At 60.1% G+C, this 20,722-nt stretch carries 19 protein-coding genes and 2 pseudogenes; 15 read left to right on the forward strand and 6 right to left on the reverse strand.

From position 1 onward, the window contains the following. Positions 1 to 232: 232 nt before the first annotated feature. Together ABLV52_RS06295 and ABLV52_RS06300 are read left to right on the forward strand one after the other, a co-directional pair. Entirely contained in the window at positions 233 to 1,831 is a 1,599-nt protein-coding gene (locus ABLV52_RS06295) for an ABC transporter substrate-binding protein (protein ID WP_023289890.1), read from the forward strand. Between the two features lie 16 nt (positions 1,832 to 1,847). After that, the gene (locus ABLV52_RS06300) at positions 1,848 to 2,081 is read left to right on the forward strand and encodes a YdcY family protein (protein WP_023289889.1); all 234 of its coding nucleotides are present in this window, start codon (positions 1,848 to 1,850) and stop codon (positions 2,079 to 2,081) included. Positions 2,082 to 2,089: 8 nt separating this feature from the next. On the opposite strand, the gene ABLV52_RS06305 is transcribed toward ABLV52_RS06300, so the two are convergent. Both ABLV52_RS06305 and ABLV52_RS06310 read right to left on the reverse strand, forming a co-directional pair. Beyond that, on the reverse strand, positions 2,090 to 2,539 hold the full coding sequence (locus tag ABLV52_RS06305) for a DMT family transporter (RefSeq protein ID WP_023289888.1): 450 nt from the start codon (positions 2,537 to 2,539) through the stop codon (positions 2,090 to 2,092). After that, positions 2,536 to 3,054 carry an N-acetyltransferase family protein gene (locus ABLV52_RS06310; RefSeq protein ID WP_348890174.1) on the reverse strand — a complete coding sequence of 173 codons (519 nt, stop codon included), beginning with the start codon at positions 3,052 to 3,054 and terminating at the stop codon, positions 2,536 to 2,538. Before ABLV52_RS06310 ends, ABLV52_RS06305 begins: the two co-directional genes overlap by 4 nt. Before the next feature lie 162 nt (positions 3,055 to 3,216). Here ABLV52_RS06310 and ABLV52_RS06315 point away from each other — a divergent pair, with 162 nt between their 5' ends. Together ABLV52_RS06315 and ABLV52_RS06320 are read left to right on the forward strand one after the other, a co-directional pair. Next, on the forward strand, positions 3,217 to 3,798 hold the full coding sequence (locus tag ABLV52_RS06315) for an XRE family transcriptional regulator (RefSeq protein WP_023289886.1): 582 nt from the start codon (positions 3,217 to 3,219) through the stop codon (positions 3,796 to 3,798). Between the two features lie 65 nt (positions 3,799 to 3,863). After that, positions 3,864 to 4,901, forward strand: a complete 1,038-nt coding sequence (locus tag ABLV52_RS06320) for an NADP-dependent oxidoreductase (RefSeq protein ID WP_044523497.1) — start codon at positions 3,864 to 3,866, stop codon at positions 4,899 to 4,901. Between the two features lie 62 nt (positions 4,902 to 4,963). Here ABLV52_RS06320 and rihA read toward each other — a convergent pair whose 3' ends face one another. Beyond that, entirely contained in the window at positions 4,964 to 5,899 is a 936-nt protein-coding gene (gene rihA / locus ABLV52_RS06325) for a pyrimidine-specific ribonucleoside hydrolase RihA (protein WP_023289884.1), read from the reverse strand. A 277-nt stretch (positions 5,900 to 6,176) separates the two neighbouring features. Here rihA and ABLV52_RS06330 point away from each other — a divergent pair, with 277 nt between their 5' ends. Next, positions 6,177 to 6,476, forward strand: a complete 300-nt coding sequence (locus ABLV52_RS06330) for a DUF406 domain-containing protein (protein ID WP_020481014.1) — start codon at positions 6,177 to 6,179, stop codon at positions 6,474 to 6,476. A 68-nt stretch (positions 6,477 to 6,544) separates the two neighbouring features. Here the strand turns inward: ABLV52_RS06330 and pqqU are convergent, their stop codons facing one another. After that, positions 6,545 to 8,650: a TonB-dependent receptor PqqU gene (pqqU, locus tag ABLV52_RS06335; RefSeq protein ID WP_023289883.1), complete on the reverse strand. Its 2,106-nt coding sequence runs from the start codon at positions 8,648 to 8,650 to the stop codon at positions 6,545 to 6,547. 257 nt (positions 8,651 to 8,907) lie between these two features. Between pqqU and ABLV52_RS06340 the strand changes: the two genes are divergently transcribed. Together ABLV52_RS06340 and ABLV52_RS06345 are read left to right on the forward strand one after the other, a co-directional pair. Next, entirely contained in the window at positions 8,908 to 9,969 is a 1,062-nt protein-coding gene (locus ABLV52_RS06340) for a YncE family protein (protein WP_032453078.1), read from the forward strand. 147 nt (positions 9,970 to 10,116) lie between these two features. Then, positions 10,117 to 10,338 carry a YgdI/YgdR family lipoprotein gene (locus tag ABLV52_RS06345; RefSeq protein ID WP_002906779.1) on the forward strand — a complete coding sequence of 74 codons (222 nt, stop codon included), beginning with the start codon at positions 10,117 to 10,119 and terminating at the stop codon, positions 10,336 to 10,338. Positions 10,339 to 10,388: 50 nt separating this feature from the next. Here ABLV52_RS06345 and ansP read toward each other — a convergent pair whose 3' ends face one another. Both ansP and ABLV52_RS06355 read right to left on the reverse strand, forming a co-directional pair. Further along, complete coding sequence (gene ansP, locus ABLV52_RS06350) at positions 10,389 to 11,843, reverse strand: L-asparagine permease (RefSeq protein ID WP_023289881.1); 1,455 nt, start codon at positions 11,841 to 11,843, stop codon at positions 10,389 to 10,391. Between the two features lie 380 nt (positions 11,844 to 12,223). Beyond that, positions 12,224 to 12,319, reverse strand: a pseudogene (locus tag ABLV52_RS06355) (LysR family transcriptional regulator); the annotation flags it as partial. Between the two features lie 116 nt (positions 12,320 to 12,435). Here ABLV52_RS06355 and dapF point away from each other — a divergent pair. The 8 genes and pseudogenes from dapF (at position 12,436) to ABLV52_RS06395 (ending at position 20,698) form a co-directional block, all read left to right on the forward strand. Then, positions 12,436 to 13,302 carry a diaminopimelate epimerase gene (dapF, locus tag ABLV52_RS06360; RefSeq protein ID WP_348890175.1) on the forward strand — a complete coding sequence of 289 codons (867 nt, stop codon included), beginning with the start codon at positions 12,436 to 12,438 and terminating at the stop codon, positions 13,300 to 13,302. A gap of 126 nt (positions 13,303 to 13,428) precedes the next feature. Continuing rightward, complete coding sequence (locus ABLV52_RS06365; protein WP_044523492.1) at positions 13,429 to 13,980, forward strand: (d)CMP kinase; 552 nt, start codon at positions 13,429 to 13,431, stop codon at positions 13,978 to 13,980. Between the two features lie 91 nt (positions 13,981 to 14,071). After that, the gene (locus ABLV52_RS06370; protein ID WP_348890176.1) at positions 14,072 to 15,079 is read left to right on the forward strand and encodes an MsnO8 family LLM class oxidoreductase; all 1,008 of its coding nucleotides are present in this window, start codon (positions 14,072 to 14,074) and stop codon (positions 15,077 to 15,079) included. Continuing rightward, complete coding sequence (locus tag ABLV52_RS06375; RefSeq protein ID WP_048297620.1) at positions 15,069 to 16,190, forward strand: M20 peptidase aminoacylase family protein; 1,122 nt, start codon at positions 15,069 to 15,071, stop codon at positions 16,188 to 16,190. The genes ABLV52_RS06370 and ABLV52_RS06375 overlap by 11 nt, the downstream gene beginning before the upstream one ends. Before the next feature lie 24 nt (positions 16,191 to 16,214). Further along, positions 16,215 to 18,478: pseudogene (locus ABLV52_RS06380) on the forward strand (NtaA/DmoA family FMN-dependent monooxygenase). Positions 18,479 to 18,489: 11 nt separating this feature from the next. Beyond that, positions 18,490 to 18,999 (forward strand): GNAT family N-acetyltransferase, encoded by a 510-nt coding sequence (locus tag ABLV52_RS06385; protein WP_004202731.1) that lies wholly within the window; start codon positions 18,490 to 18,492, stop codon positions 18,997 to 18,999. Positions 19,000 to 19,008: 9 nt separating this feature from the next. Beyond that, positions 19,009 to 19,935, forward strand: coding sequence for an amino acid ABC transporter permease (locus ABLV52_RS06390; RefSeq protein ID WP_087827038.1), 927 nt, complete (start codon positions 19,009 to 19,011; stop codon positions 19,933 to 19,935). Continuing rightward, positions 19,919 to 20,698 (forward strand): amino acid ABC transporter ATP-binding protein, encoded by a 780-nt coding sequence (locus ABLV52_RS06395; protein WP_032453069.1) that lies wholly within the window; start codon positions 19,919 to 19,921, stop codon positions 20,696 to 20,698. Before ABLV52_RS06390 ends, ABLV52_RS06395 begins: the two co-directional genes overlap by 17 nt. The last annotated feature ends 24 nt before the right edge of the window (positions 20,699 to 20,722 follow it).

The following is a 20,722-nucleotide window of genomic DNA, read 5'->3' on the forward strand; positions in this document are numbered from 1 at the left end:
CGGTCGCGGCTGGCGGCGGGCGTGAGCGGGGCGGTTATCGCACATTTTTTTGCCGGAATTGTGCGTAGCTCACAACATCCCAACCGTACCTGGCGTAAAAAGCAGCGCGACGCCGTTTAAACCAGCAAATTCAGCGCGATTGGCATAAGGTGATAGCCATTGATTATTTGCCGGGGGCCAGGGGCTGTGCTGTTATTACGGTTCTTATAATCAATAATCAGGACTTATAACCATGTCTACAGGGAAAACCACGCTGGCGCTGCTGCTGAGCGCGCTGCTGCCGGCCAGCGCCGCATGGGCCGCGGGCAATGACACGCTGGTCTATTGCTCAGAGGCCTCCCCGGAGTCCTTCAACCCGCAGATCGCCAGCTCCGGCCCGTCGTTCGTCGCCAGCTCGCAGGTGCTGTATAACCGCCTGGTCACCTTTGACCCGGTGAAGAACACGCCGATCCCGTCGCTGGCCACCGAGTGGCACGTCTCTGAAGATGGCAAAACCTGGACCTTCACGCTGCGTCAGGGAGTGAAGTTCAACAGCAATAAATTCTTCAAACCGACCCGCGATTTTAACGCCGACGACGTCCTGTTTTCGGTACTGCGCCAGATGGATCCTCAGCATCCTTATCACAAGGTGTCGCAGGGGAACTATGAGTACTTCCACGACGTGGGCCTCGATAAGCTGATTAAGTCGGTGAAAAAGGTCGATGACTATCACGTCCAGTTTGTGCTCAATCAGCCGAACGCGGCGTTTCTTGCCGACTGGGGAATGGACTTCGCCTCTATTCTGTCGGCGGAATATGGCGAGGCGATGCTGAAGAAAGGAACGCCAGAAAACGTCGATAACTGGCCTGTCGGCACCGGACCCTATGCTCTGCAGCAGTATAAAGTGGATTCGCAAATCCGCTATATCGCCAATCCCCACTACTGGGAAGGCGAGGTGCCGACGAAGCACCTGATCTTCTCCATCACGCCGAACGTCGAGACCCGGCTGGCTAAACTGCAGACTAACGAGTGCCAGATTATTCCGGCGCCTTCGCCGGTACAGTTCCCGGTGATCAAGGGCAATAACGATCTGACGCTGCACGCCGTCGAGGCGCTGAACGTCGGCTATCTGGCGTTCAACACCGAGAAGAAACCGTTTGATAATGTGCTGGTGCGCCAGGCGTTAAACTACGCCACCGACAAACAGGCCATCGTCAGGGCGGTGTTCCTCGATTCCGGTACGGTGGCGAAGTCGCCGATCCCATCCACCATGCTCGGGTATAAAAAAGACCTCCCGGACTACGACTACGATCCGCAGAAAGCGAAGGCGCTGCTCAAACAGGCGGGTCTGGAGCAAGGGGCGGAAGTGACCCTGTGGTCGATGCCGGTTCAGCGTCCCTACAACCCGAACTCAAAACGCATTGCTGAAATGATCCAAAACGACTGGGCGAAAGTCGGGGTGAAAGCGAAGATCGTCAGCTATGAGTGGGGCGAATACCTGGCCGGCATGCGTAAAGGCGAACACGACAGCGCCCTGTACGGCTGGATGTCAGACAATGGCGACCCGGACAACTTTGCCGGCACGCTGCTCAGCTGTGATAATATCCAGACCGGCTCTAATGCCGCCCGCTGGTGCGATAAGTCGTATGACGCGCTGGTGAAGAAAGCCCTGCTGGTGAGCGATCCGCAGGCGCGCGCCAAACTCTACGAACAGGCGCAAGAGATCTTTTACCAGCAGGCGCCGTGGATCACCCTGGCGACCGGCAAGACCTTCTATGCCACCCGCAGCAACGTCAGCGGCTACACTGTGAGCATGATGGGGAGCGATTTTTCCAAAGCGAAGCTGAATTAAGTGAAAGGAGAACAGAATGGCACATCTGGATGAGGTCATCGTTAAAGTCGATGACATCCTTGCCGAGGGCGTTATCGCGCATATGAATGAGCTGCTGATCGCCCTGAGCGATGACGCGCAGCTCAGTCGTGAGGAACGCTATACTCAGCAGCAGCGCCTGCGCACCGCCATCGCTCACCATGGGCGACAGCATCAGGAAGAGCAGGACGCGCGCCGCGAGCAGTTGACCAAAGGCGGCGCGATCCTCTGAACAGTCGCTCAGAACTGGCGTCTGGCCACCAGCCAGGCGCCCACCACCAGCATCACCGCGCCGCATAATGGCCCGATCAGCGCCCGCAGCGGTACGCCGTGGGCGCGAATTAAATCCATGATCAACCCGCCGACCAGCTGGCTGGCCACCAGTACCGCGATGGTGGTGGCTGCGCCCACGGTCTGATAGCCGCTGATGCTGGCGAAGACGAAAAAGGATCCCAGCATGCCGGGGATCAGCGTCCACCACTTCACGTTCAGGGCCAGCTCATGAAAGCCGGCGACACCCTGGCGCAGCAGCAACAAGGTCACGAAAATAACGATACCTACCAGCGAATTGAGCAGCATGGCGATGAGGATCGTCGACACCGACTGGGTGATGCGCACCATCAGGGTGTTCTGCACCACCAGGCCTACGCCGGCGGCCACCAGAAAGGCGAGGGTAAGCGACCCATTCATGCCTGGCCGTCCGGGTCCTGGCGCGCATCAAGCTGCAGCTGCATAAAGGTCAGATCCAGCCAGCGACCAAATTTGGTTCCCACCTGCGGCATCTGCCCGGTGGTGATAAAGCCCAGCGTTTCATGCAGGTGCAGCGAGGCGTGGTTCTGCGACTCGATCCCGGCGACCATCACATGTTTATTCAGCCGACGCGCTTCGGTGATCAAGGCGACCAGAAGTTTGCGGCCCAGGCCTTTCCCCTGGTGCTCGGGGTGAACGTACACCGAATGCTCCACGGTGTGGCGAAAGCCGTCAAACGCGCGCCAGTCGCCAAAGGAGGAATAACCGGTGATGACGCCGTTTTCCTCGCTCACCAGAACCGGAAAGCCTGCCAGCTGGCGGGCTTCAAACCATGCGATGCGGTTGTCGGTATCCACGGTTTTGTCATTCCAGATAGCGGCGGTATGCACGACGGCGTGGTTATAGATCTCGGCGATCGCCGCGCAATCGTCTTTAATGGCAGGGCGGATGGACATAGCAAACCTCAGTTTTTCGTACACTATAGTAGTACGATATTATTACAATAATGAACACCACGCTGTCATCCGTTTTCAGCAAATTTTTTCCTGATGGGCCAGGGGTTACGCGGCACGACGAGCGGTTGTGTAATGCCTGTGCGCACACTATAGTGTTACGTTATGAACACTATAGAAGACAACCTCAATCAGCGTATCAGCGCGCGCATCCGCATCGAGCGCGAATCCCGTGGCTGGTCGCTGAACGACCTGGCCGAACGGGCCGGCGCCTCGCGGGCGATGATCCATAAAATCGAGCGCGGCGAAAGCAGCCCGACGGCGTCGATGCTGGGCCGCCTTTCCGGCGCCTTCGGCATCAGTATGTCGACCCTGATCGCCAGGGCGGAAATGCAGGAAGGCAAGCTGCTGCGTTTTGCCAGCCAGCCGGTATGGCACGACCCGCAAAGCCACTATCTCCGCCGCCACGTTTCGCCGCGCAGCGATCTGCCCATTGACCTGGTGCAGATCGAGCTGCCGCCCGGCAGCGATGTGCCGATGCCGGCTTCGTCCTATGCGCTGGCCCGCCAGCTGATCTGGCTGCAGCGGGGCGAGCTGGTGTTCCTGGAAGGGAATACCCGCCACGAGATGCAGACCGGGGACTGTCTGGAGCTCGGCCCACCGAACGACTGCCGCTTTATCAATGAATCCGCAGAGACCTGCGTCTATCTGGTGGTGCGCCTTAATCAGTCGCCATCCGGCTCTTAATGATAAAGCGCATTGCGCATAAAGCAGCTAGCCTCAGTACTGTCTGCTAACAAGAGGAGTTTGCTATGTCAGAACAACCGCAACGCCATCGCCGCTGGGTACTGGCTTCCCGTCCCCATGGTGAACCGACGGCAGAGCATTTCCGCCTGGAAGAGCGTGAGGTGCCGACGCCGGGGCCGGGTCAGGTTCTGCTGCGTACCGTTTATTTATCGCTGGATCCCTATATGCGCGGGCGGATGAGCGACGCGCCGTCCTATTCACCGCCGGTGGCCATCGGCGCGGTGATGGTGGGCGGGACCGTGAGTCGCGTCGTGACCTCGCAGCATGATGATTTTCAACCCGGCGACTGGGTGCTGGGCTACAGCGGCTGGCAGGATTATGAGCTTTCCGACGGCAGCGGGCTGGTGAAGCTGGGGGACAACCCGCAGCACCCGTCCTGGTCGCTGGGGGTGCTGGGGATGCCGGGCTTCACCGCCTACATGGGATTACTGGACATTGGCCAGCCGAAGCCGGGTGACACGCTGGTGGTCGCTGCAGCCACCGGGCCGGTGGGCGCTACGGTCGGACAGATCGGCAAAATTAAGGGCTGCCGTACCGTCGGCGTCGCCGGCGGCGCGGAGAAATGTCGCTATGCGGTTGACACCTTAGGCTTTGATGTCTGCCTTGACCATCGCGCGGCGGACTTTGCCGAACAGCTGGCCCAGGCCTGCCCGCAGGGCATTGACGTCTACTACGAAAACGTCGGCGGCAAGGTTTTTGACGCGGTGCTGCCGCTGCTCAACACCGCGGCGCGGGTTCCGGTCTGCGGACTGGTGAGCGGCTATAACGCCACCGGTCTGCCGGACGGGCCGGACCGTCTGCCGCTGCTGATGGCGACCATCCTCAAGAAACGCATTCGGATGCAGGGCTTTATTATCGGCCAGGATTATGGGCATCGGATCGCGGAATTCCAGCAGCAGATGGGGCGCTGGGTGCAGGAGGGTAAAATTAAATATCGCGAACAGCTGATCGACGGTCTGGAGCAGGCGCCGCAGGCGCTGATCGGCCTGTTGAAAGGTGAAAACTTTGGTAAGGTGGTGATCCGCGTGTCGGCGGACGACTAATACGCCGGGTATAGCCTGAACGCGCCTCTCTCCCGGCCGGGAAGAGAGGCGCTGCATCAATATCAGGCGTAAAAGGCTAACCGCTGGGCGAGCAGATCGACAAAGGCTTCGCGGTCCACATCCAGCATCAGGGTGGTATTGGGCGGATTGCCGGTCAGATGGTAGTAATCGACCACCGTCATCCCCTGGGTATATTTGCCTTCCGTTTCCACGCCGACCCAGCGCTCGATAGTGGTAAAGAGCTCCGGCTTGAGGAGCCAGGCGATGGTGCAGGGGTCGTGGAGCGGCGCGCCGTCGAAGCCCCACTTTTCGTCCTTGTGGTAGGCCATAAAGAAGTCGAGCAGTTCGGCGACGATGGTTGATACCGGATTGCCAATCTGGCGGAATCGCTCAATATCCGCAGGAAGGATCTGCGCCCGGTGGGTGACATCCAGGCCTGCCATCACCACCGGGATCCCAGACTGAAAGACCATCTCCGCCGCCTGCGGATCGACGTAGATATTAAACTCCGCCGCCGGCTGCCAGTTGCCCAGCCCCATAGCGCCCCCCATGATCACGATGCGGGCGATCTTCGCGTGCAGCTCAGGATGGCTGGCGAGCAGCAACGCCACGTTCGTCTGCGGCCCGGTGGCTACCAGCGTCACCGGCTCCTGACTTTCGCGCAGCACCCTGGCCATCAGCTCGACGGCGGTGCAGTTTTGCGGCGCAAAGGCCGGCTCCGGCAAGTTCGGGCCATCCAGTCCGCTTTCCCCGTGCACGTTATCGGCAATGATCAGATCGCGCATTAACGGCTTCCACGCGCCGCCGGCGACCGGAATATCCGCGCGGTTCAGCAGGGTCAGCATACGCAGCACGTTGCGCAGAGTCTTCTCCGGGGTCTGGTTGCCTGCGGAGGCGGTGACGGCTTTCACCTCCAGCTCCGGCGAGGCGAGGGCGAGGACCAGGGCGATCGCGTCATCATGTCCCGGATCGCAATCAATCATTATCGGCAGTGCCATAGCAGCTCCTTGTTGGCGTTGTTCTGTGACCAGACTAACGCTGTGGCGCGAGGCAGACGAGAAAGTGTGCAGAATAGTGTGATGGCTAGCACGGTTGCAGGGGCAATCGCGCGGTGAGTCGCGGCGGTCCTGCATCATCATGCCTCGCCTTGCGATGGCGCAAGCTAGCGTCCGGCGCGGCGCGATAGAATAAAAATCGCTAATCCTTACGGATATTAATGGTTTGCTTTTCGGCGAGCGGATTCTTATCCTTAAGAAAACTCAAGAGGTTATGACGATGAAAGATGTAGTAGATAAATGCAGCACCAAAGGCTGCGCCATTGATGTCGGGACAATTATTGATAACGAGGACTGCGTCTACCGGGCTGAGAAGTTATTCCCGAGCCGCGAGGAAGCGGAGTCAACCGTAGCCGCCGTTCGCGAGCGTGCCGCCGCGGCGGCGCCGGCCAGTGAACCACCGCAGGTTGACTACACGCTCGCCGCCGCCGGCGACGAGGTGAAACTCGATCTGTCCATCGCCTTCTCCTGCCAGGCGGAAAAGATCATTTTCGAATTGTCCCTGAGAAACCTGCTTTAATCAGCGTCCCGGGCGCCAGCGCCTGAGGGTAACGCCTTCGCCCGCCGGTCCGCGGGCGAAGCCGGGCGTTACTCGAAGCGCCAGGCGAGGTTCAGCCCGATACCGTAGTTGCGTCCCGGCGCGGGCTCGTAGTAGCGTCCGTTGGACTCGTTAACGATGACGGACCCGACGTATTCGCGGTCGAACAGGTTGTCGACCCGGCCGAACAGATCCATATCCATCCTGCCATAGCTCCACTTATAGCCGGTCGTCAGGCCGACCACCGTCCAGGAAGGGGCTTTGGCGGTGTTTTCGTCATTCGCCATGATGTCGCTCATGTAGCGAATATCGCTCCCGGCGTACCAGCCCTGCTCCGGCTGATAGCCGAAGGAGGCGTAACCCATATTGCGCGCGATCCCCGGAATACGGTTGCCGTTGCAGCTGGCGTCGCCGCAGACGTTGGTGCGATAGGTCGCGTCAAGCCAGGTCCAGGCCGCCTTCAGGCGCCAGCTCTCGCCAAACTGCTGATCCAGTCCCAGCTCCATCCCCTGACGACGGGTCTTGCCGGCGTTTTTATAGCTGGTGCGTCCGCCGCTGCTGCTGTCGACCACGATCTCATTATCGGTATCGGTCTGGAACAGGGCGGCGGTGAGCAACCCATTGCCGATCCGCGTTTTGCTGCCGATCTCCACCGTGTCGTTGGTGGAGGGCTTCAGGCCGAAGTTGAGACCGCTCTGGTTATCGGCGCGGTATGACAGCTCGTTAATGGTCGGCGTCTCGAAGCCGCGGCCAGCGGAGAGGTAAACGTTCCAGGCGTCGGTCAGGGCATACTTCAGCGAGCCTGCGGGCAGCCATTTGTGATAGCTGGCATCGCCGCTGTCGTCGCCATTGCCTGGGGTGATGTAGTAATCATTCGAATCGAACCATACCGAGCTGTAGCGCACCCCGGCATCGAGCGAAAGTTTGTCGGTGAGCTGCCACTGGGTTTGCAGGTAAGGGTCGACGTTCCACATCAGGTTACGTTCGTTACGGCGTAGCGCGCCCTGTTCGCCATACTGCGGCGCGCCGTTGACCATCACAAAGTTTTCATAGCCCTTGCGGCGCTCGCTCATGTTCTCGTAGTCAAGACCGGCGGTCAGGGTGACCGGCACCAGCAGCTCGCCGCGATGGGTCAGCCGGGTATCGATCCCCTGGTAGTGGCGGGTGAGGTCGATCACCCCGCCGGCATGGCTCGGCTTCAGCTGCGGCGCGCGCGGGATCGACTGGTACTGGGTGGTTTCGCGTTCCCCGGCGTACATCATGACGCTGAGATCGTCCTGGTCGCTCAGCTGGCGCTCGTAGCGCAGGCCAGCCTGGGTCTGCCGGGTATCCTTGCGGGTATTATACTGGTCGCCGCGCGGCGACTGGCGCGGGTTATCGCGCCATTCATCGGCGGTTAAGCCGCCGGCGTCATTGGCTTTGATATCAACGCTGTTCAGCAGCAGCGTCAGCTTACTGACGTCGTTGATGCGCACCCCCAGCCGGGCGTTGGCCAGATTTTTGCGCGCGCCGCTGTGATCGCGATAGCCATGGGTGGTGAAGCGGTTAGTCGACACCGTGTAATCCACATCGCCTGCGTGGCTGCCGTCGCCAACGGCGCCGGTGGCTTTCATCCCATAGTGCCAGGTGCCGAAGCTGCCATAGTAACTGCTGGCTTCCACGGTGGGCGGCTGGGTGCCGGTCTGGCTGGTGACATTGATCACCCCGCCGGACGAGTTACCGTAGAGGGCAGAGAAGGGGCCGCGCAGCACCTCCAGGGTGTCGACGCTACCGATATCGATATTGGAGGTCTGCCCCTGGCCGTCGGGCATGGTCGCCGGGATGCCGTCCACATAGATGCGCAGCCCGCGCACGCCGTAGGTAGAGCGGGAGCCAAAGCCGCGAATCGACAGCTGCAGATCCTGGGCATAGTTTTGTCGGTTCTGCACCTGCAGGCCCGGCACGGCGCCCAGCGATTCAGAGAGGTTGACGCGCGGCGCGGCCTGGCGCATCTCATCGCCATTGACCACGCTGACGGCGGCGGGGGTATCCAGTTCAGAAACAGTGGTTGGCGCAGCGGTCACCACCATGGTTTGTTCATCGGCGGCCTGGGCGGCGGCGATGAGCGGCAGCAGCAGGGCCGGCAGGGCCGCGTGTCGCACGGATAGGATTTTCATCGATAGTACTCGGGAGACGAACCAAATGGAACATATGTATATATGTTACCCCGTTTGTAAAATATTTGAAAATTATTAACTGCCGTTGGTTAACGGATAGTGCTCCAGGCTGACGAATTTACCGGGCAACAACAATTAGCGCTCCACTTTGAGATGATTAATGATTACTATTCGCATTCAAAATAAGGCAGAGCCATGACTTTGCCGCCGGAAGCGATGTCGGGTCAGCACATACAGGTTCATCAAAGGGAGTCGTCATGTCATTACGTCAGTTTGCCGCGCCGCGTCTGCGCCATTCACTGTTATTCACTTCTCTGCTGCTGGCAGGCAGCTTTAGCGCCCACGCCGCGGAAGAGATGCTGCGCAAGGCCGTCGGGAAAGGGGCCTACGAAATGGCCTACAGCCAGCAGGAGAACGCGCTGTGGGTCGCCACTTCGCAAAGTCGTTCGCTGGACAAAGGGGGGATTGTTTATCGTCTTGACCCCACCACCCTCGACGTGACGCAGATTATTCACAACGATCTGAAGCCGTTTGGCGCCGCTATCAACCATGCCACCGGTACGCTGTGGTTTGGTAATACCGTCGACAGCACCGTCACCGCCATTGACGCCAAAACCGGCGCAGTGAAGGGGCGACTGGTGCTGGACGAGCGTCAGCGCAGTGAAACCGTGCGCCCGCTGCAGCCGCGCGAGCTGGCGGTCAATGAGCAGACCAACACTATCTACATTACCGGTCTGGGCAAAGAGAGCGTGATTTGGGTGGTGGATGGCGCTACCCTGAAGCTGAAAACGACGATTACCGGCACCGGGGCGATGGCCACCGGCCTGGCGATTGATCCGCAGGCGAAACGCCTTTATACCACCAATGCCGACGGCGAACTGCTGACCATCGACAGCGAGAGCAACACCATTGTGTCGCGCAAAAAATTGCTGGATGACGGCAAGGCGCATTTCTACCTCAACCTCAGCCTCGATACCGCTGGTCACCGCGCCTTTATTACCGACAGCAAGCAGCCGGAAGTGCTGGTGGTCGATACCCGCGACGGCAAAGTGCTGGAGAAAATCACCGCGCCGGAATCGCTGGCGGTGCTGTTTAACCCCACCCGCAACGAAGCCTATGTGACGCACCGTAAGGCGGGGGAAGTGAGCGTTATCGACGGCAAGAGCTATAAGGTGGTGAAGACCTTTAAAACGCCGACCCATCCCAACAGCCTGGCGCTCTCTGATGACGGCAAAACGCTGTACGTCAGCGTGAAACAAGCATCCAGCCGTGAGAAAGAGGCCACGGCGCCGGACGACGTGATCCGCATCGCCCTGTAAGGTCCCGGGCGCGACGACCATCGCTACCGGTGGTTGCGCCCGGCATCTCACCCTCTGTTACAAACGCGTATTGGCCTGATAAACCTGAAGGTTATACACTTATCGCTTTCCCGCCTCGCGCGGGCAGTGGTAATCAGTGGAGATAAAATGAAAAAACCATTCATGGTGATTTGCGCCGGCGCGATGCTGGCGCTGCTGGCAGGCTGTTCGTCCAACTACGTTATGACCACCAAAAGCGGTCAGACGATCGTCACCCACGGCAAGCCGCAGCTGGATAAAGAAACGGGGATGACCAGCTATATCGATGAGTCTGGTAATAAGCGGGAAATTAACAGCAGCGACGTGTCGCAGCTGGTTGAGGATAACTAAGTCCTGACCTCCCGGTTTGCCCGCGATGGACAAACCGGGAGTCCTGCCATTTACTGCTTGAGCGTCGGCGCTGTGCTGTGAATCGCATGCACGCGTTTACGCACGCCAAACCAGCCCGCCACCAGCAGCACCGCCAGCAACGGGATGGAGCCAATGGTATAGGTGCCGTTCGGATAATCGAAGGCCATCAGCACCAGTACGCTAAACAGGAACAGCAGCGTCAGCCAGGAGGTGAACGGCGCCCCTGGCATTCTGAAGCTCACCTGAGCCGCTTTTCCTTCCTTAATCGCTTTGCGCAGACGCATCTGACACACCACGATGAAGCCCCAGGACGCAATGATCCCCAGCGAAGCGATGTTGAGGACGATCTCAAACACCTGCGACGGCACCAGATAGTTGAGGAACACCCCGACCACGTACACCGCCAGCGTCGCCAGGATCCCGGCGTAAGGGACGTGGTGACGGCTCATCTTCGACATGAACTTCGGCGCGGAGCCCCCCATCGACATAGAGCGCAGAATACGCCCGGTGCTGTAGAGGCCAGAGTTGAGGCTGGAGAGGGCGGCGGTTAACACCACGATGTTCATCACGCTGCCGATATACGGTACGCCCAGTTTTGAGAAGAAGGTAACGAACGGGCTCTGTCCCGCCTGGTAGGCGTTCCACGGCAGCAGCAGTACCAGCAGCACCACCGATCCGACGTAGAACAGGCCGATACGCCAGATCACGCTGTTGATGGCCTTCGGCACCATCGTCTCCGGATCCTTACACTCACCGGCCGCGGTGCCCACCAGTTCAATGGAGGCGAAGGCGAAGACCACGCCCTGCACCAGCACCAGCGCCGGCAGAAGGCCGTGCGGGAAGAAGCCGCCGTTATCGGTGATCAGGTGGAAGCCGGTGGCATTACCGTCCAGCGGCTTACCGGAGCCGAGGAAAATGGTGCCAACCACGAGAAACGCGACGATCGCCAGCACTTTGACCAGCGCGAACCAGAACTCCATCTCGGCGAACCACTTCACGCCGATCATGTTCATGGTGCCGACGATGGCCAGCGCGCCGAGGGCGAAGACCCACTGCGGCACATCGCCAAACGCGCCCCAGTAGTGCATATACAGCGCCACGGCGGTGATATCGACGATCCCGGTCATGGCCCAGTTAACGAAGTACATCCAGCCGGCCACGTAGGCGGCCTTTTCGCCGAGGAATTCCCTGGCATAGGAGACGAAGCTGCCGCTCGAGGGGCGGTGGAGAACCAGTTCGCCGAGGGCGCGAAGAATAAAGAAAGAGAAGATGCCGCAGACCAGATAGACCAGTGCGAGCGCTGGCCCTGCCATTTGTAAACGTGCCCCGGCGCCGAGGAACAAACCGGTACCGATGGCGCCGCCGATGGCGATCATCTGTACCTGACGGTTGCCCATCGCTTTGTGATAACCCGCTTCATGTGAGTTGAGCCAGTGGCGTTTTGCAGCATGGTGCTCCGCTGCAGTGTCGTGTTTCGTATTCATTGATGTATCAGTTTCCTGTCAATGCCCATGTTTGCAGCCGGCGTGGAGGACGGCTGGCACATTATGCTGGCTTTCTCATCATTCTGACGTAGGAGATAAGCTCAGACATGGCGCTGAATCCTACACGTAACCTAATAGTTACGCACCTAAAACATTTACCGATAGCATTTGACAGATTTATCAATGAGATCAGCGTCGCAGAGTTTCCCGCAACAGAATGAAAGCGCTGGTATGCTGGCGTTGACTGGGGTAAGCGCGAGGTTGTCAGGGGACGGCGGGGGGGCAGTTCGCTGCTTTTGCATCCGTTATCCACGGGCGATGGCCACCTGCTCGCCGGGTCGCAGCCCGGCGTTTAACCGGTCATCCACGACCATTTTTTAGCCATTATCATCAGTGATTTTGATGTTAATATCCGGTTATTCCAGCATAAATGGCTTCAGCGTTGGTCACGGCGCCGCGCAGGCGGAGGAAGCGTGATGCCTGCAGGGGAGCAGAATGAACAGAGCAGTTAACTCTTATTGTTTAATTCATTCTGCCGGGGCAGGTATTGTAAGATGGAAAAACATACCCGTAGCGCCAGGCGACCTACACAATGACCCCCTTGCACTTTCATAAATATCACGGACTGGGTAATGATTACCTGGTATGCCATCGCGCCGTTGCCGACCAGCTGAGCAACGAGCATATTCGAATTCTGTGCCATCGCCACTATGGCGTCGGTTCTGATGGTCTCCTGATCGACAGCGGCGATCGAACCCACCCCACGCTGCGTATTATCAATCCGGACGGCTCCGAGGCGGAGAAAAGCGGGAATGGGCTACGGATCTATGCGCGCTATCTGTTTGATATCGGTCGTGTCGGGCATGAGCCCTTTTTAGTGCACACGGCGGGCGGAGACGTCTATTGCACCGTGGAGCGTGATTTTCATCAGATTAGCGTCGACATGGGGCGGGCGAATTTCAATCCGGCGGCGTTACCCGCCCTGGTGAATTTGCCCGAGGCGGTGAATTATCCCTTGCCGCTGGCGGATGAAACCCTGTCCGTCGTACTGGTATCTATGGGCAATCCCCACTGCGTTGTTCTCGTGGATAAGCTCGACCTGGAACAGGTTCATCGCTTAGGGCCGCAAATTGAACATCATCCTTTGTTCCCCAAACGCTGCAATGTGCAGTTCGTGGAGGTTGTCGATCGCCATACGCTGAAGATTGGTATCTGGGAGCGGGGCGCCGGGTTTACGATGGCCTCCGGGAGCAGCAGCTGCGCGGCGGCCAGCGCCATGCGCCGGTTAGCGAAGGTGGACGATCGGGTGGAGGTCAACATGCCAGGCGGCCAGCTGCGCATCACCTTCGGCGCGGATTTTCAGGTACTTATGCGAGGCCCGGTGCATAAGATCGCCAGCCTGACGCTGGATAAAGACTGCTTTGTCGGCGGCGGCGCTATCTCCACTGGCGCGGCATGACAGGTGGGGCGATCAGCCGGAAATTTTTTGCCTTTTGCTTGCTGTCGTAAGCGGCTGTACATACTGCCTTTTCCCATCCGGGCAAAGGCGACAAACAACGGAAATGGCTACCAGGGAGAAACAGAGATGAACATCAACGTGGTCGGCACCAGCGGCTCAGGCAAATCCACCCTGGCTCGTCGCCTGGCGCACAGGCTGGGGCTGCCGTGCATCGAACTGGATCGCCTGTACTGGCGGCCGAACTGGCAGGGTGCGCCGGATGAGGCGTTTTTCGCCGCCATTGCCGCCGCGACGGCCACCCCGGGCTGGGTATTGGATGGCAACTACAATCGCAGCCGCGGGGTCAAATGGCGCGAGGTGGATCTGGTGATCTGGCTGGATTATGGCCTCTGGCGCACGCTGCGCCAGGCGGTGTGGCGGGCCGCGAGCCGGGCGTGGCGCCGTCAGGAGCTGTGGCCGGGCACCGGCAACCGCGAGAGTTTCCGCCGTTCGTTCTGCAGCCGGGAATCCATCATCCTCTGGACGCTGAAAACCTGGCGGCAGAATCGCCGACGCTATCTGGCCGATATGCAGGATCCGCAATATCGTCATATTCGCTTCGTCCGGCTGCGCAGTCCGCGGCAGGCCGAGGCGCTGCTCCGCGAGCTGGAAGCGCAGCGGTCAGGCGGGCATATCTAATTTTCAGCAGTACACATGTGAATTAATTGTTTCTCAATAGTTAGCAGAGATTTTAATAATGCAGGCACGTACTTTCATATGAGCCTGCGAAATGTCTTATCGAATCAGTATCCTGGATAAAAGTCCGCTTGCCGCCGGGGAAACCGCCGCGCAGGCGCTGGCGCGTACATTAACGCTGGCGCAACACGCCGAAGCCTGGGGCTATCACCGCTTCTGGGTCGCCGAACATCACAATACCGATCAGCTGGCGAGCCCCTCGCCGGAGCTGGTTATCGCCTGGCTGCTGGGCCACACCCGGCGGATCCGCCTCGGGTCCGGCGGCGTCATGCTCCAGCACTATAGCCCCTATAAGGTTGCGGAAAACTTCAACCTGCTGGCCGCCCTCGCGCCGGGCCGCATCGATCTCGGGGTCGGCAAGGCGCCTGGTGGCCTGCCGCTCTCCACCCGCGCGCTGCAGCAGGGCCTGCATCAGGAAGAGAAAGGCGCCTTTGCCGACCAGCTGGCGCAGCTGGATAACTGGCTGTCGCTGACTGAGCCCGGAGGGGAAGAGAGTCTGCGCGCCACGCCGATCCCGCCGCGCCGGGCAGACGGTTTTCTGCTCGGCGCCAGCCTGGAGAGTGCTGAACTGGCGGCCCGCCTTGACTGGAACTTTGTCTTTGCCGCCCATCTCAATGGCGACAGCGCGCTGCGCCGCACGGTGCTCAACCGCTGGCGCGAGCTGAGCCCGCGCGAGGCGATTGTCGCCGTGCAGGTGGTGGTCGCCGACGATCCCGCTACCGCCGCCGCGCTGGCGCAGCAGGTGGAGGTCTGGGGCGTTGAGCTGGAGAACGGCCAGCGGGTGACCGTCGGCAGTGAGGCGCAGGCCGTTGCTTTTGCCCGCCAGGCCGGCAGCCGTCCCACCCGTATCGCCCGCCGCGAATCTTCGCTGATATCGGGTACCCCCGAAGAGGTGAAAGCCCGGCTGGACGCGCTGCAGGCGGAAGATCAGCTGGATGAACTCATCATTGATACCCCCATTAGCGACGGGCCTGCGCGCCTGCGCTCCCTGCGCCTGCTGGCGCAGGCTCACTACGGCAAGGCGGTGCTGAATGTCCTTTGAACAACAACTGATTAGCTGGCGGCGCGAGCTGCACCAGAACCCGGAGCTCTCCCTGCAGGAGGTGGCCACCACTGCGCGGATCCGCGACTGGCTGCAAAGCGGCGGGTTGACCCTGCTGCCTTACGATCTGAAAACCGGGCTGGTGGCCGAAGTCGGCAGCGGCGACAAGGTGATAGCCCTGCGGGCGGATATCGACGCGTTGCCCATCGAGGAGGCGACCGGTCTGCCTTACCGCTCGCAGAATCAAGGGGTGATGCATGCCTGCGGGCACGATATTCACACCAGCGTAATGCTGGGAGCGGCGCTGCTGCTGAAGGATCGGGAAGCGGAACTCCCGGGGCGGGTGCGGATCCTGTTCCAGCCGGCGGAGGAAAATTTTGGCGGGGCGAAAACCCTGATCCGCGCCGGGGCGCTGGAGGAGGTGTCGGCGATCTTTGGCATGCACAATGAGCCCGGCCTGCCGGTGGGTGAATTTGCCACCCGCGGCGGCGCGTTCTACGCCAACGTCGACCGCTTCGTCTTCAAAGTGACCGGAAAGGGCGCGCATGCCGCCCGCCCCCACGAAGGCAAGGATGCGATCCTGCTGGCCAGCCAGCTGGTGACGGTGCTGCAGAGCGTGGCCAGCCGGGAAGTGAACACCCTCGACTCGGTGGTGCTCAGCGTGACGCGGATCCAGGGAGGCAATACCTGGAACGTGCTGCCGGAGAGCGTCGAGCTGGAGGGGACGCTGCGCACCCACAGCAGTGAAGTGCAGCAGCGGGTCAAGGCCCGGGTCAGCGAGATTGCGGCCGGTTTCGCCAGCGCCTTTGGCGCGCAGATTGACGTCTTCTGGTATGCCGGCCCGACGGCGCTGGTCAATGACGCCCGCTGGGCCGACTTCGCCAGCGAGGTAGCGGCCCAGGCCGGGTACCGCACCCACCACGCCGATCTGCATCTCGGTGGTGAAGATTTTGCGGTCTATCTTCAGCATATTCCCGGGGCGTTCGTCAGTATCGGCAGCGCCAGCGAATATGGTCTGCACCATCCGGCATTTAATCCGGACGAACGGCTTATTGCACCCGCAGCGCACTATTTCGCCCGTCTGGCGGAGCAGGCATTACAACACATTTAATGGATGACAGGGGAAGGGGTAGCTATGTCTGAAAATCGACAATTGCGTCTGGGGACGATATTACATGGCGCATCGGGAAATATGTCCGCCTGGCGTCATCCGGCGGCGCAAGCGGACGCCAGTATTAATTTTGATTTTGTTACAGAGACGGCGTTAAAAGCGGAAGCGGGAAAACTGGATTTTATTTTTGTCGCCGACGGTTTATATATTAATGAAAAATCGATTCCCCATTTTTTAAATCGCTTCGAACCTTTAACGGTGCTTTCCGCGCTGGCCGCGGTCACCCGGCGGCTGGGGCTGGTGGGGACCTTATCCACTTCGTACAGCGAGCCGTTTACTACCGCCCGCCAGTTCGCCAGCCTCGACCATTTAAGCCAGGGGCGGGCGGGCTGGAACGTGGTCACTTCGCCGCTGGAAGGATCAGCGAAAAACTTCTCCCGGGCCCAGCATCCGGATCATGCGCTGCGCTATCGCATTGCCGATGAATATCTGCAGGTGGTGAAAGGCTTGTGGGATTCGTGGGAAGAAGATGCCTTTGTGCGTAATAAAGCGACCGGTCAGTTCTTTGACAAAAATAAGCTGCATACGCTCGATCATCACGGCGATTTCTTTAAAGTGGCCGGGCCGCTGAATATTTCCCGCACGCCGCAGGGACGACCGATTATTTTCCAGGCTGGCGCGTCGGACGACGGCAAAAAATTAGCCGCACGCCACGCCGATGCCATTTTTACCCATCAGGAATCGCTGGCCGAGGCGCAGGCATTTTATCAGGACGTGAAAAGCCAGCTGACGGCCTGGCAGCGCACTCCGGATCAGCTGCATATTTTCCAGGGCGTCAGCGTCATTGTCGGCGATGACGCCGAAGACGCGGAGCGCCAGTACCAGACCACCGCGGCGCTGGTCTCCATCGAGGATGCGCTGAACTATCTGGGGCGGTATTTCGAACACCATGATTTTTCGCAATATCCGCTTGATGAACCGTTCCCGGATATTGGCGACCTCGGGCAAAACAGCTTCCGCAGTACCACCGACGAGATTAAACGTCACGCCCGCGAGCGCGGATTAACCCTGCGCCAGGTGGCCCTGGAGGCAGCGAGCCCGCGTCCGCGCTTTACCGGCACCGCCAGCGATGTCGCCGACGGGCTGCAACTGTGGTTCGAACAGCGCGCGGCGGACGGCTTCATTATTCAGGGCGGCACGCCGGAAACCTTTCCGCGCTTTGTGGATGAGGTGGTGCCTCTGTTACAGGCGCGCGGCCTGTTCCGTCGCGACTATCCGGGCACCACCCTGCGGGAAAGTCTGGGACTGGCGCTACCCGCTAATCAATTCCAAAAATAAGAAAAGAGAATCACGCTATGCAGAAAACAACACTCTTGCTGGCCGTCGCGTTGGCATTTAGCGCCTCGTCGTGGGCACAGGACGTCAAGATCAATGGCACCGGGGTAAGCCTTGAGGCCAACAAAACGCCCATTCACACAGCGAAAAACCCGCAGGCCATTGCCCTGTTGCCGAAAGATCTGCATCTGGCGGTGCCGGGGAAATTCACCGTCGCGGTGGCAGCCCTGAACTCACCGCCGCTGACGGTCTTCGCCGCTGACAACAAAACCCTGCTCGGCAGCGAGACGGATATCGCCCGGCTGGTGGCGGAGAGTCTCGGGCTGGAGGTGAACGTGGTTCCTACTTCATGGGAAGACTGGCCGCTGGGCGTCACCTCCGGCAAATATGATGCCGCGATCAGCAATATTACCGTCACCAAAGCGCGGAAAGAGAAGTTCGATTTCGCCACCTACCGTAAAGATTCGCTGGGCTTCTACGTCAAAAGCAGCAGTCCGCTGAACAAAATTGACAAGGCGGAGGACATTGCCGGGCTGAAGATTATCGTCGGCTCCGGTACCAACCAGGAGGCGATCCTGCTGGCGTGGAACGCGGAGAACGTCAAAAAAGGGCTGAAGCCGTTTACCCCGGTCTACACCAAGGATGATGCAGCCCAGACTCTGGCGCTGCAGACCGGACGAGCCGATGCCTTTTTCGGCCCCAATGTGATTGGCGCGTGGAAGGCGGCGCTGACCGGCAAAACCAAACTGGTGGGCAGCGTTGACGGCGGCTGGCCGAAAGCGGCGCATATCGCGGTGACGCTGAAAAAAGACAGCGGGCTGGTGAATGCCGTCCAGGCGGCGCTGAACGGCGCTATCGCCAGCGGGGACTACGCCAAAGTGCTTAACCGCTGGGGAGAGGGGGTGGAAAGCATTCCGCAATCGGAGATCAACCCGCCCGGACTGGGCGACTGACAGGAGGCGCGATGAGCGAAGCATTCCGCGATATTTCTCCGGACGCACCGGAGCTGCAGCCGATTATTAGCGGGCTGTTTGCCGAATACGCCGCCCGCTACGGTGACTATTTTTCCCGCGATGCGGAAGTGGAGTTGAGCGAGTGGTATTTGCCGCCGCAGGGGCTGTTTATCGTCCTTGAGCGTGAGGGCGAAATTATCGCCACCGGCGCTTATAAGCCGAAGGATCGCCACACCGCAGAGATCAAACGTATCTGGACGCACCGCCGTCTGCGCCAGCAGGGGCTGGCGGCGAAAGTGGTTCAGGAGCTGGAGCGGCGGGCGGTGCTGGCCGGGTACAGCCATATCTACCTGACCACCGGCTTTCGTCAGCCGGAGGCGGTCAAGCTCTATCTCAGCCAGGGGTATGAGGCGCAGTTCGACCTCGCGCGAGACCCCGAAGAGTACAGTCAGCCGCCCTACGATGGCCGACTGCGGTTCACTAAAGCGCTGGCGGTGAGCGCCTTCAGCCACAGCGCCTGAGGAGGCATGATGCATTCATCTGAAACGATCAAAGTGGTGCCGGCGCGCTATCCGCTGCGGGTAGTCGGGGCCCTGGTGGCCCTGCTGGTGCTGGCGGTAGTGATCCAGTCGGTGGCCTTTAACCCGCGCTGGGAGTGGGGCGTCTTCGCCCGCTGGTTCTTCGACCCGGTGATCCTCGAAGGGCTGGGGCAAACCCTGCTTCTGACCTTGCTCGGCACGGTACTGAGCGTGATCTTCGGCGGCCTGCTGGCGCTGGCCCGCTTGTCCTCTTCATGGCTGCTCAGCAGCCTCGCCTGGGGCTATATCTGGCTGTTTCGCTCGCTGCCGCTGATTGTCGTGCTGATCATTCTCTACAACTTCTCCTATCTCTACGACACCCTGTCGCTGGGGATCCCGTTTACCGACGTCACCTGGGCCAGCTACCAGACGATAAACGTGCTGGGGCAATTCTCCACGGCGGTGGTGGGCCTGACCCTGGTGCAGAGCGCCTATACCGCGGAGATTATTCGCGGCGGGTTCCTCGGCGTTGACCACGGGCAGTATGAAGCCGCCGCCGCGCTGGGGCTACCCGCCTGGCGACGCACGCTGCGCATTATTCTGCCGCAGGCGCTGCGCACCATCCTGCCATCCGGCTTCAATGAGATCATCAGTCTGGCGAAAGGAACGGCGATGGTGTACGTCCTGGCGATGCCGGAGCTGTTCTACACCATCCAGATGATCTACAACCGTACCCAGGAGGTGATCCCGCTGTTGATGGTCGGCGCCGCCTGGTATCTGGTGATCACCAGCGTCCTCTCCGCCATTCAGTACCTGGTGGAACGTGGCCTGGCGCGCAGTGAGCGCCGCTCGGCGGTGAACAGCGCCCGCGGCAGCCGTCTGAATCAACCCGCACGTCAACCACAGCCCCAGGAGGCCGTCCATGCCCAGCTCTCGTAATGGCCATATCTCTATCACCGGGGTCAGCAAATACTATGGCCGCCACAAGGCGCTGGACGATGTGTCGCTGGAGATACCTCCGGGCACGGTGACGGTGATCCTCGGCCCTTCCGGTTCGGGCAAGTCCACGCTGTTGCGCACCATTAATCACCTTGAGCGCGTCGATGAGGGGTTTATTCAGATTGATGGCGACTACATTGGCTATCGCCGCAAAGGCGACAAGCTGTATGAGATGAAAGAGAAGGAGATCCTCCGCCAGCGGATCAACGTCGGCTACGTGTTCCAGAACTTTAACCTGTTTCCGCACCTGACGGTGCTGGAGAACCTGATAGAGGCGCCGATCGCCCACAGGCAGGTCACGCGCAAAGAAGCCATTGCCCGTGCCTGGGAGCTGCTGGACGTCGTCGGACTGCGCAATAAAGCCGACGCCTGGTCGCGACATCTCTCCGGCGGCCAGCAGCAGCGTATCGCCATAGCCCGGGCGCTGGCGCTGGACCCGCGGGTGATCCTGTTTGATGAGCCCACCTCGGCGCTGGATCCGGAGCTGGTGGGCGAGGTGCTGGATGTGATCAAGAAGCTGGCGCGCTCTGGCACCACGCTGGTGGTGGTCACCCACGAGGTTGGCTTTGCCCGCGAGGTGGCCGACCAGGTGGTGTTTATGGTCGACGGCAGGATCGTCGAGCAGGGCAGCAGCGACGAGGTGCTCAACCACCCGCAGCATCCGCGTACCCGGCAGTTTTTATCCAGGGTGCTGCCGTCATGAACAGAGCGATAGCGACCCTTGTAT

It is taken from the genome of Klebsiella sp. GB_Kp056 (genome assembly GCF_040064755.1).
Lineage (GTDB): Bacteria > Pseudomonadota > Gammaproteobacteria > Enterobacterales > Enterobacteriaceae > Klebsiella > Klebsiella quasipneumoniae.

Bases quoted from the DNA above. Each gene is read 5' to 3' on its own strand.
- pqqU (WP_023289883.1), bottom strand. From the start codon at position 8,650: ATGAAAATCCTATCCGTGCGACACGCGGCCCTGCCGGCCCTGCTGCTG.
- ABLV52_RS06390 (WP_087827038.1), top strand. From the start codon at position 19,009: ATGCATTCATCTGAAACGATCAAAGTGGTGCCGGCGCGCTATCCGCTG.
- ABLV52_RS06385 (WP_004202731.1), top strand. From the start codon at position 18,490: ATGAGCGAAGCATTCCGCGATATTTCTCCGGACGCACCGGAGCTGCAG.
- ABLV52_RS06340 (WP_032453078.1), top strand. From the start codon at position 8,908: ATGTCATTACGTCAGTTTGCCGCGCCGCGTCTGCGCCATTCACTGTTA.
- ABLV52_RS06310 (WP_348890174.1), bottom strand. From the start codon at position 3,054: ATGTCCATCCGCCCTGCCATTAAAGACGATTGCGCGGCGATCGCCGAG.
- ABLV52_RS06365 (WP_044523492.1), top strand. From the start codon at position 13,429: ATGAACATCAACGTGGTCGGCACCAGCGGCTCAGGCAAATCCACCCTG.
- ABLV52_RS06330 (WP_020481014.1), top strand. From the start codon at position 6,177: ATGAAAGATGTAGTAGATAAATGCAGCACCAAAGGCTGCGCCATTGAT.
- ABLV52_RS06375 (WP_048297620.1), top strand. From the start codon at position 15,069: ATGTCCTTTGAACAACAACTGATTAGCTGGCGGCGCGAGCTGCACCAG.
- ABLV52_RS06395 (WP_032453069.1), top strand. From the start codon at position 19,919: ATGCCCAGCTCTCGTAATGGCCATATCTCTATCACCGGGGTCAGCAAA.
- ABLV52_RS06315 (WP_023289886.1), top strand. From the start codon at position 3,217: ATGAACACTATAGAAGACAACCTCAATCAGCGTATCAGCGCGCGCATC.
- ansP (WP_023289881.1), bottom strand. From the start codon at position 11,843: ATGAATACGAAACACGACACTGCAGCGGAGCACCATGCTGCAAAACGC.
- dapF (WP_348890175.1), top strand. From the start codon at position 12,436: ATGACCCCCTTGCACTTTCATAAATATCACGGACTGGGTAATGATTAC.
- ABLV52_RS06305 (WP_023289888.1), bottom strand. From the start codon at position 2,539: ATGAATGGGTCGCTTACCCTCGCCTTTCTGGTGGCCGCCGGCGTAGGC.
- ABLV52_RS06320 (WP_044523497.1), top strand. From the start codon at position 3,864: ATGTCAGAACAACCGCAACGCCATCGCCGCTGGGTACTGGCTTCCCGT.
- ABLV52_RS06370 (WP_348890176.1), top strand. From the start codon at position 14,072: ATGTCTTATCGAATCAGTATCCTGGATAAAAGTCCGCTTGCCGCCGGG.
- ABLV52_RS06300 (WP_023289889.1), top strand. From the start codon at position 1,848: ATGGCACATCTGGATGAGGTCATCGTTAAAGTCGATGACATCCTTGCC.
- rihA (WP_023289884.1), bottom strand. From the start codon at position 5,899: ATGGCACTGCCGATAATGATTGATTGCGATCCGGGACATGATGACGCG.
- ABLV52_RS06295 (WP_023289890.1), top strand. From the start codon at position 233: ATGTCTACAGGGAAAACCACGCTGGCGCTGCTGCTGAGCGCGCTGCTG.
- ABLV52_RS06345 (WP_002906779.1), top strand. From the start codon at position 10,117: ATGAAAAAACCATTCATGGTGATTTGCGCCGGCGCGATGCTGGCGCTG.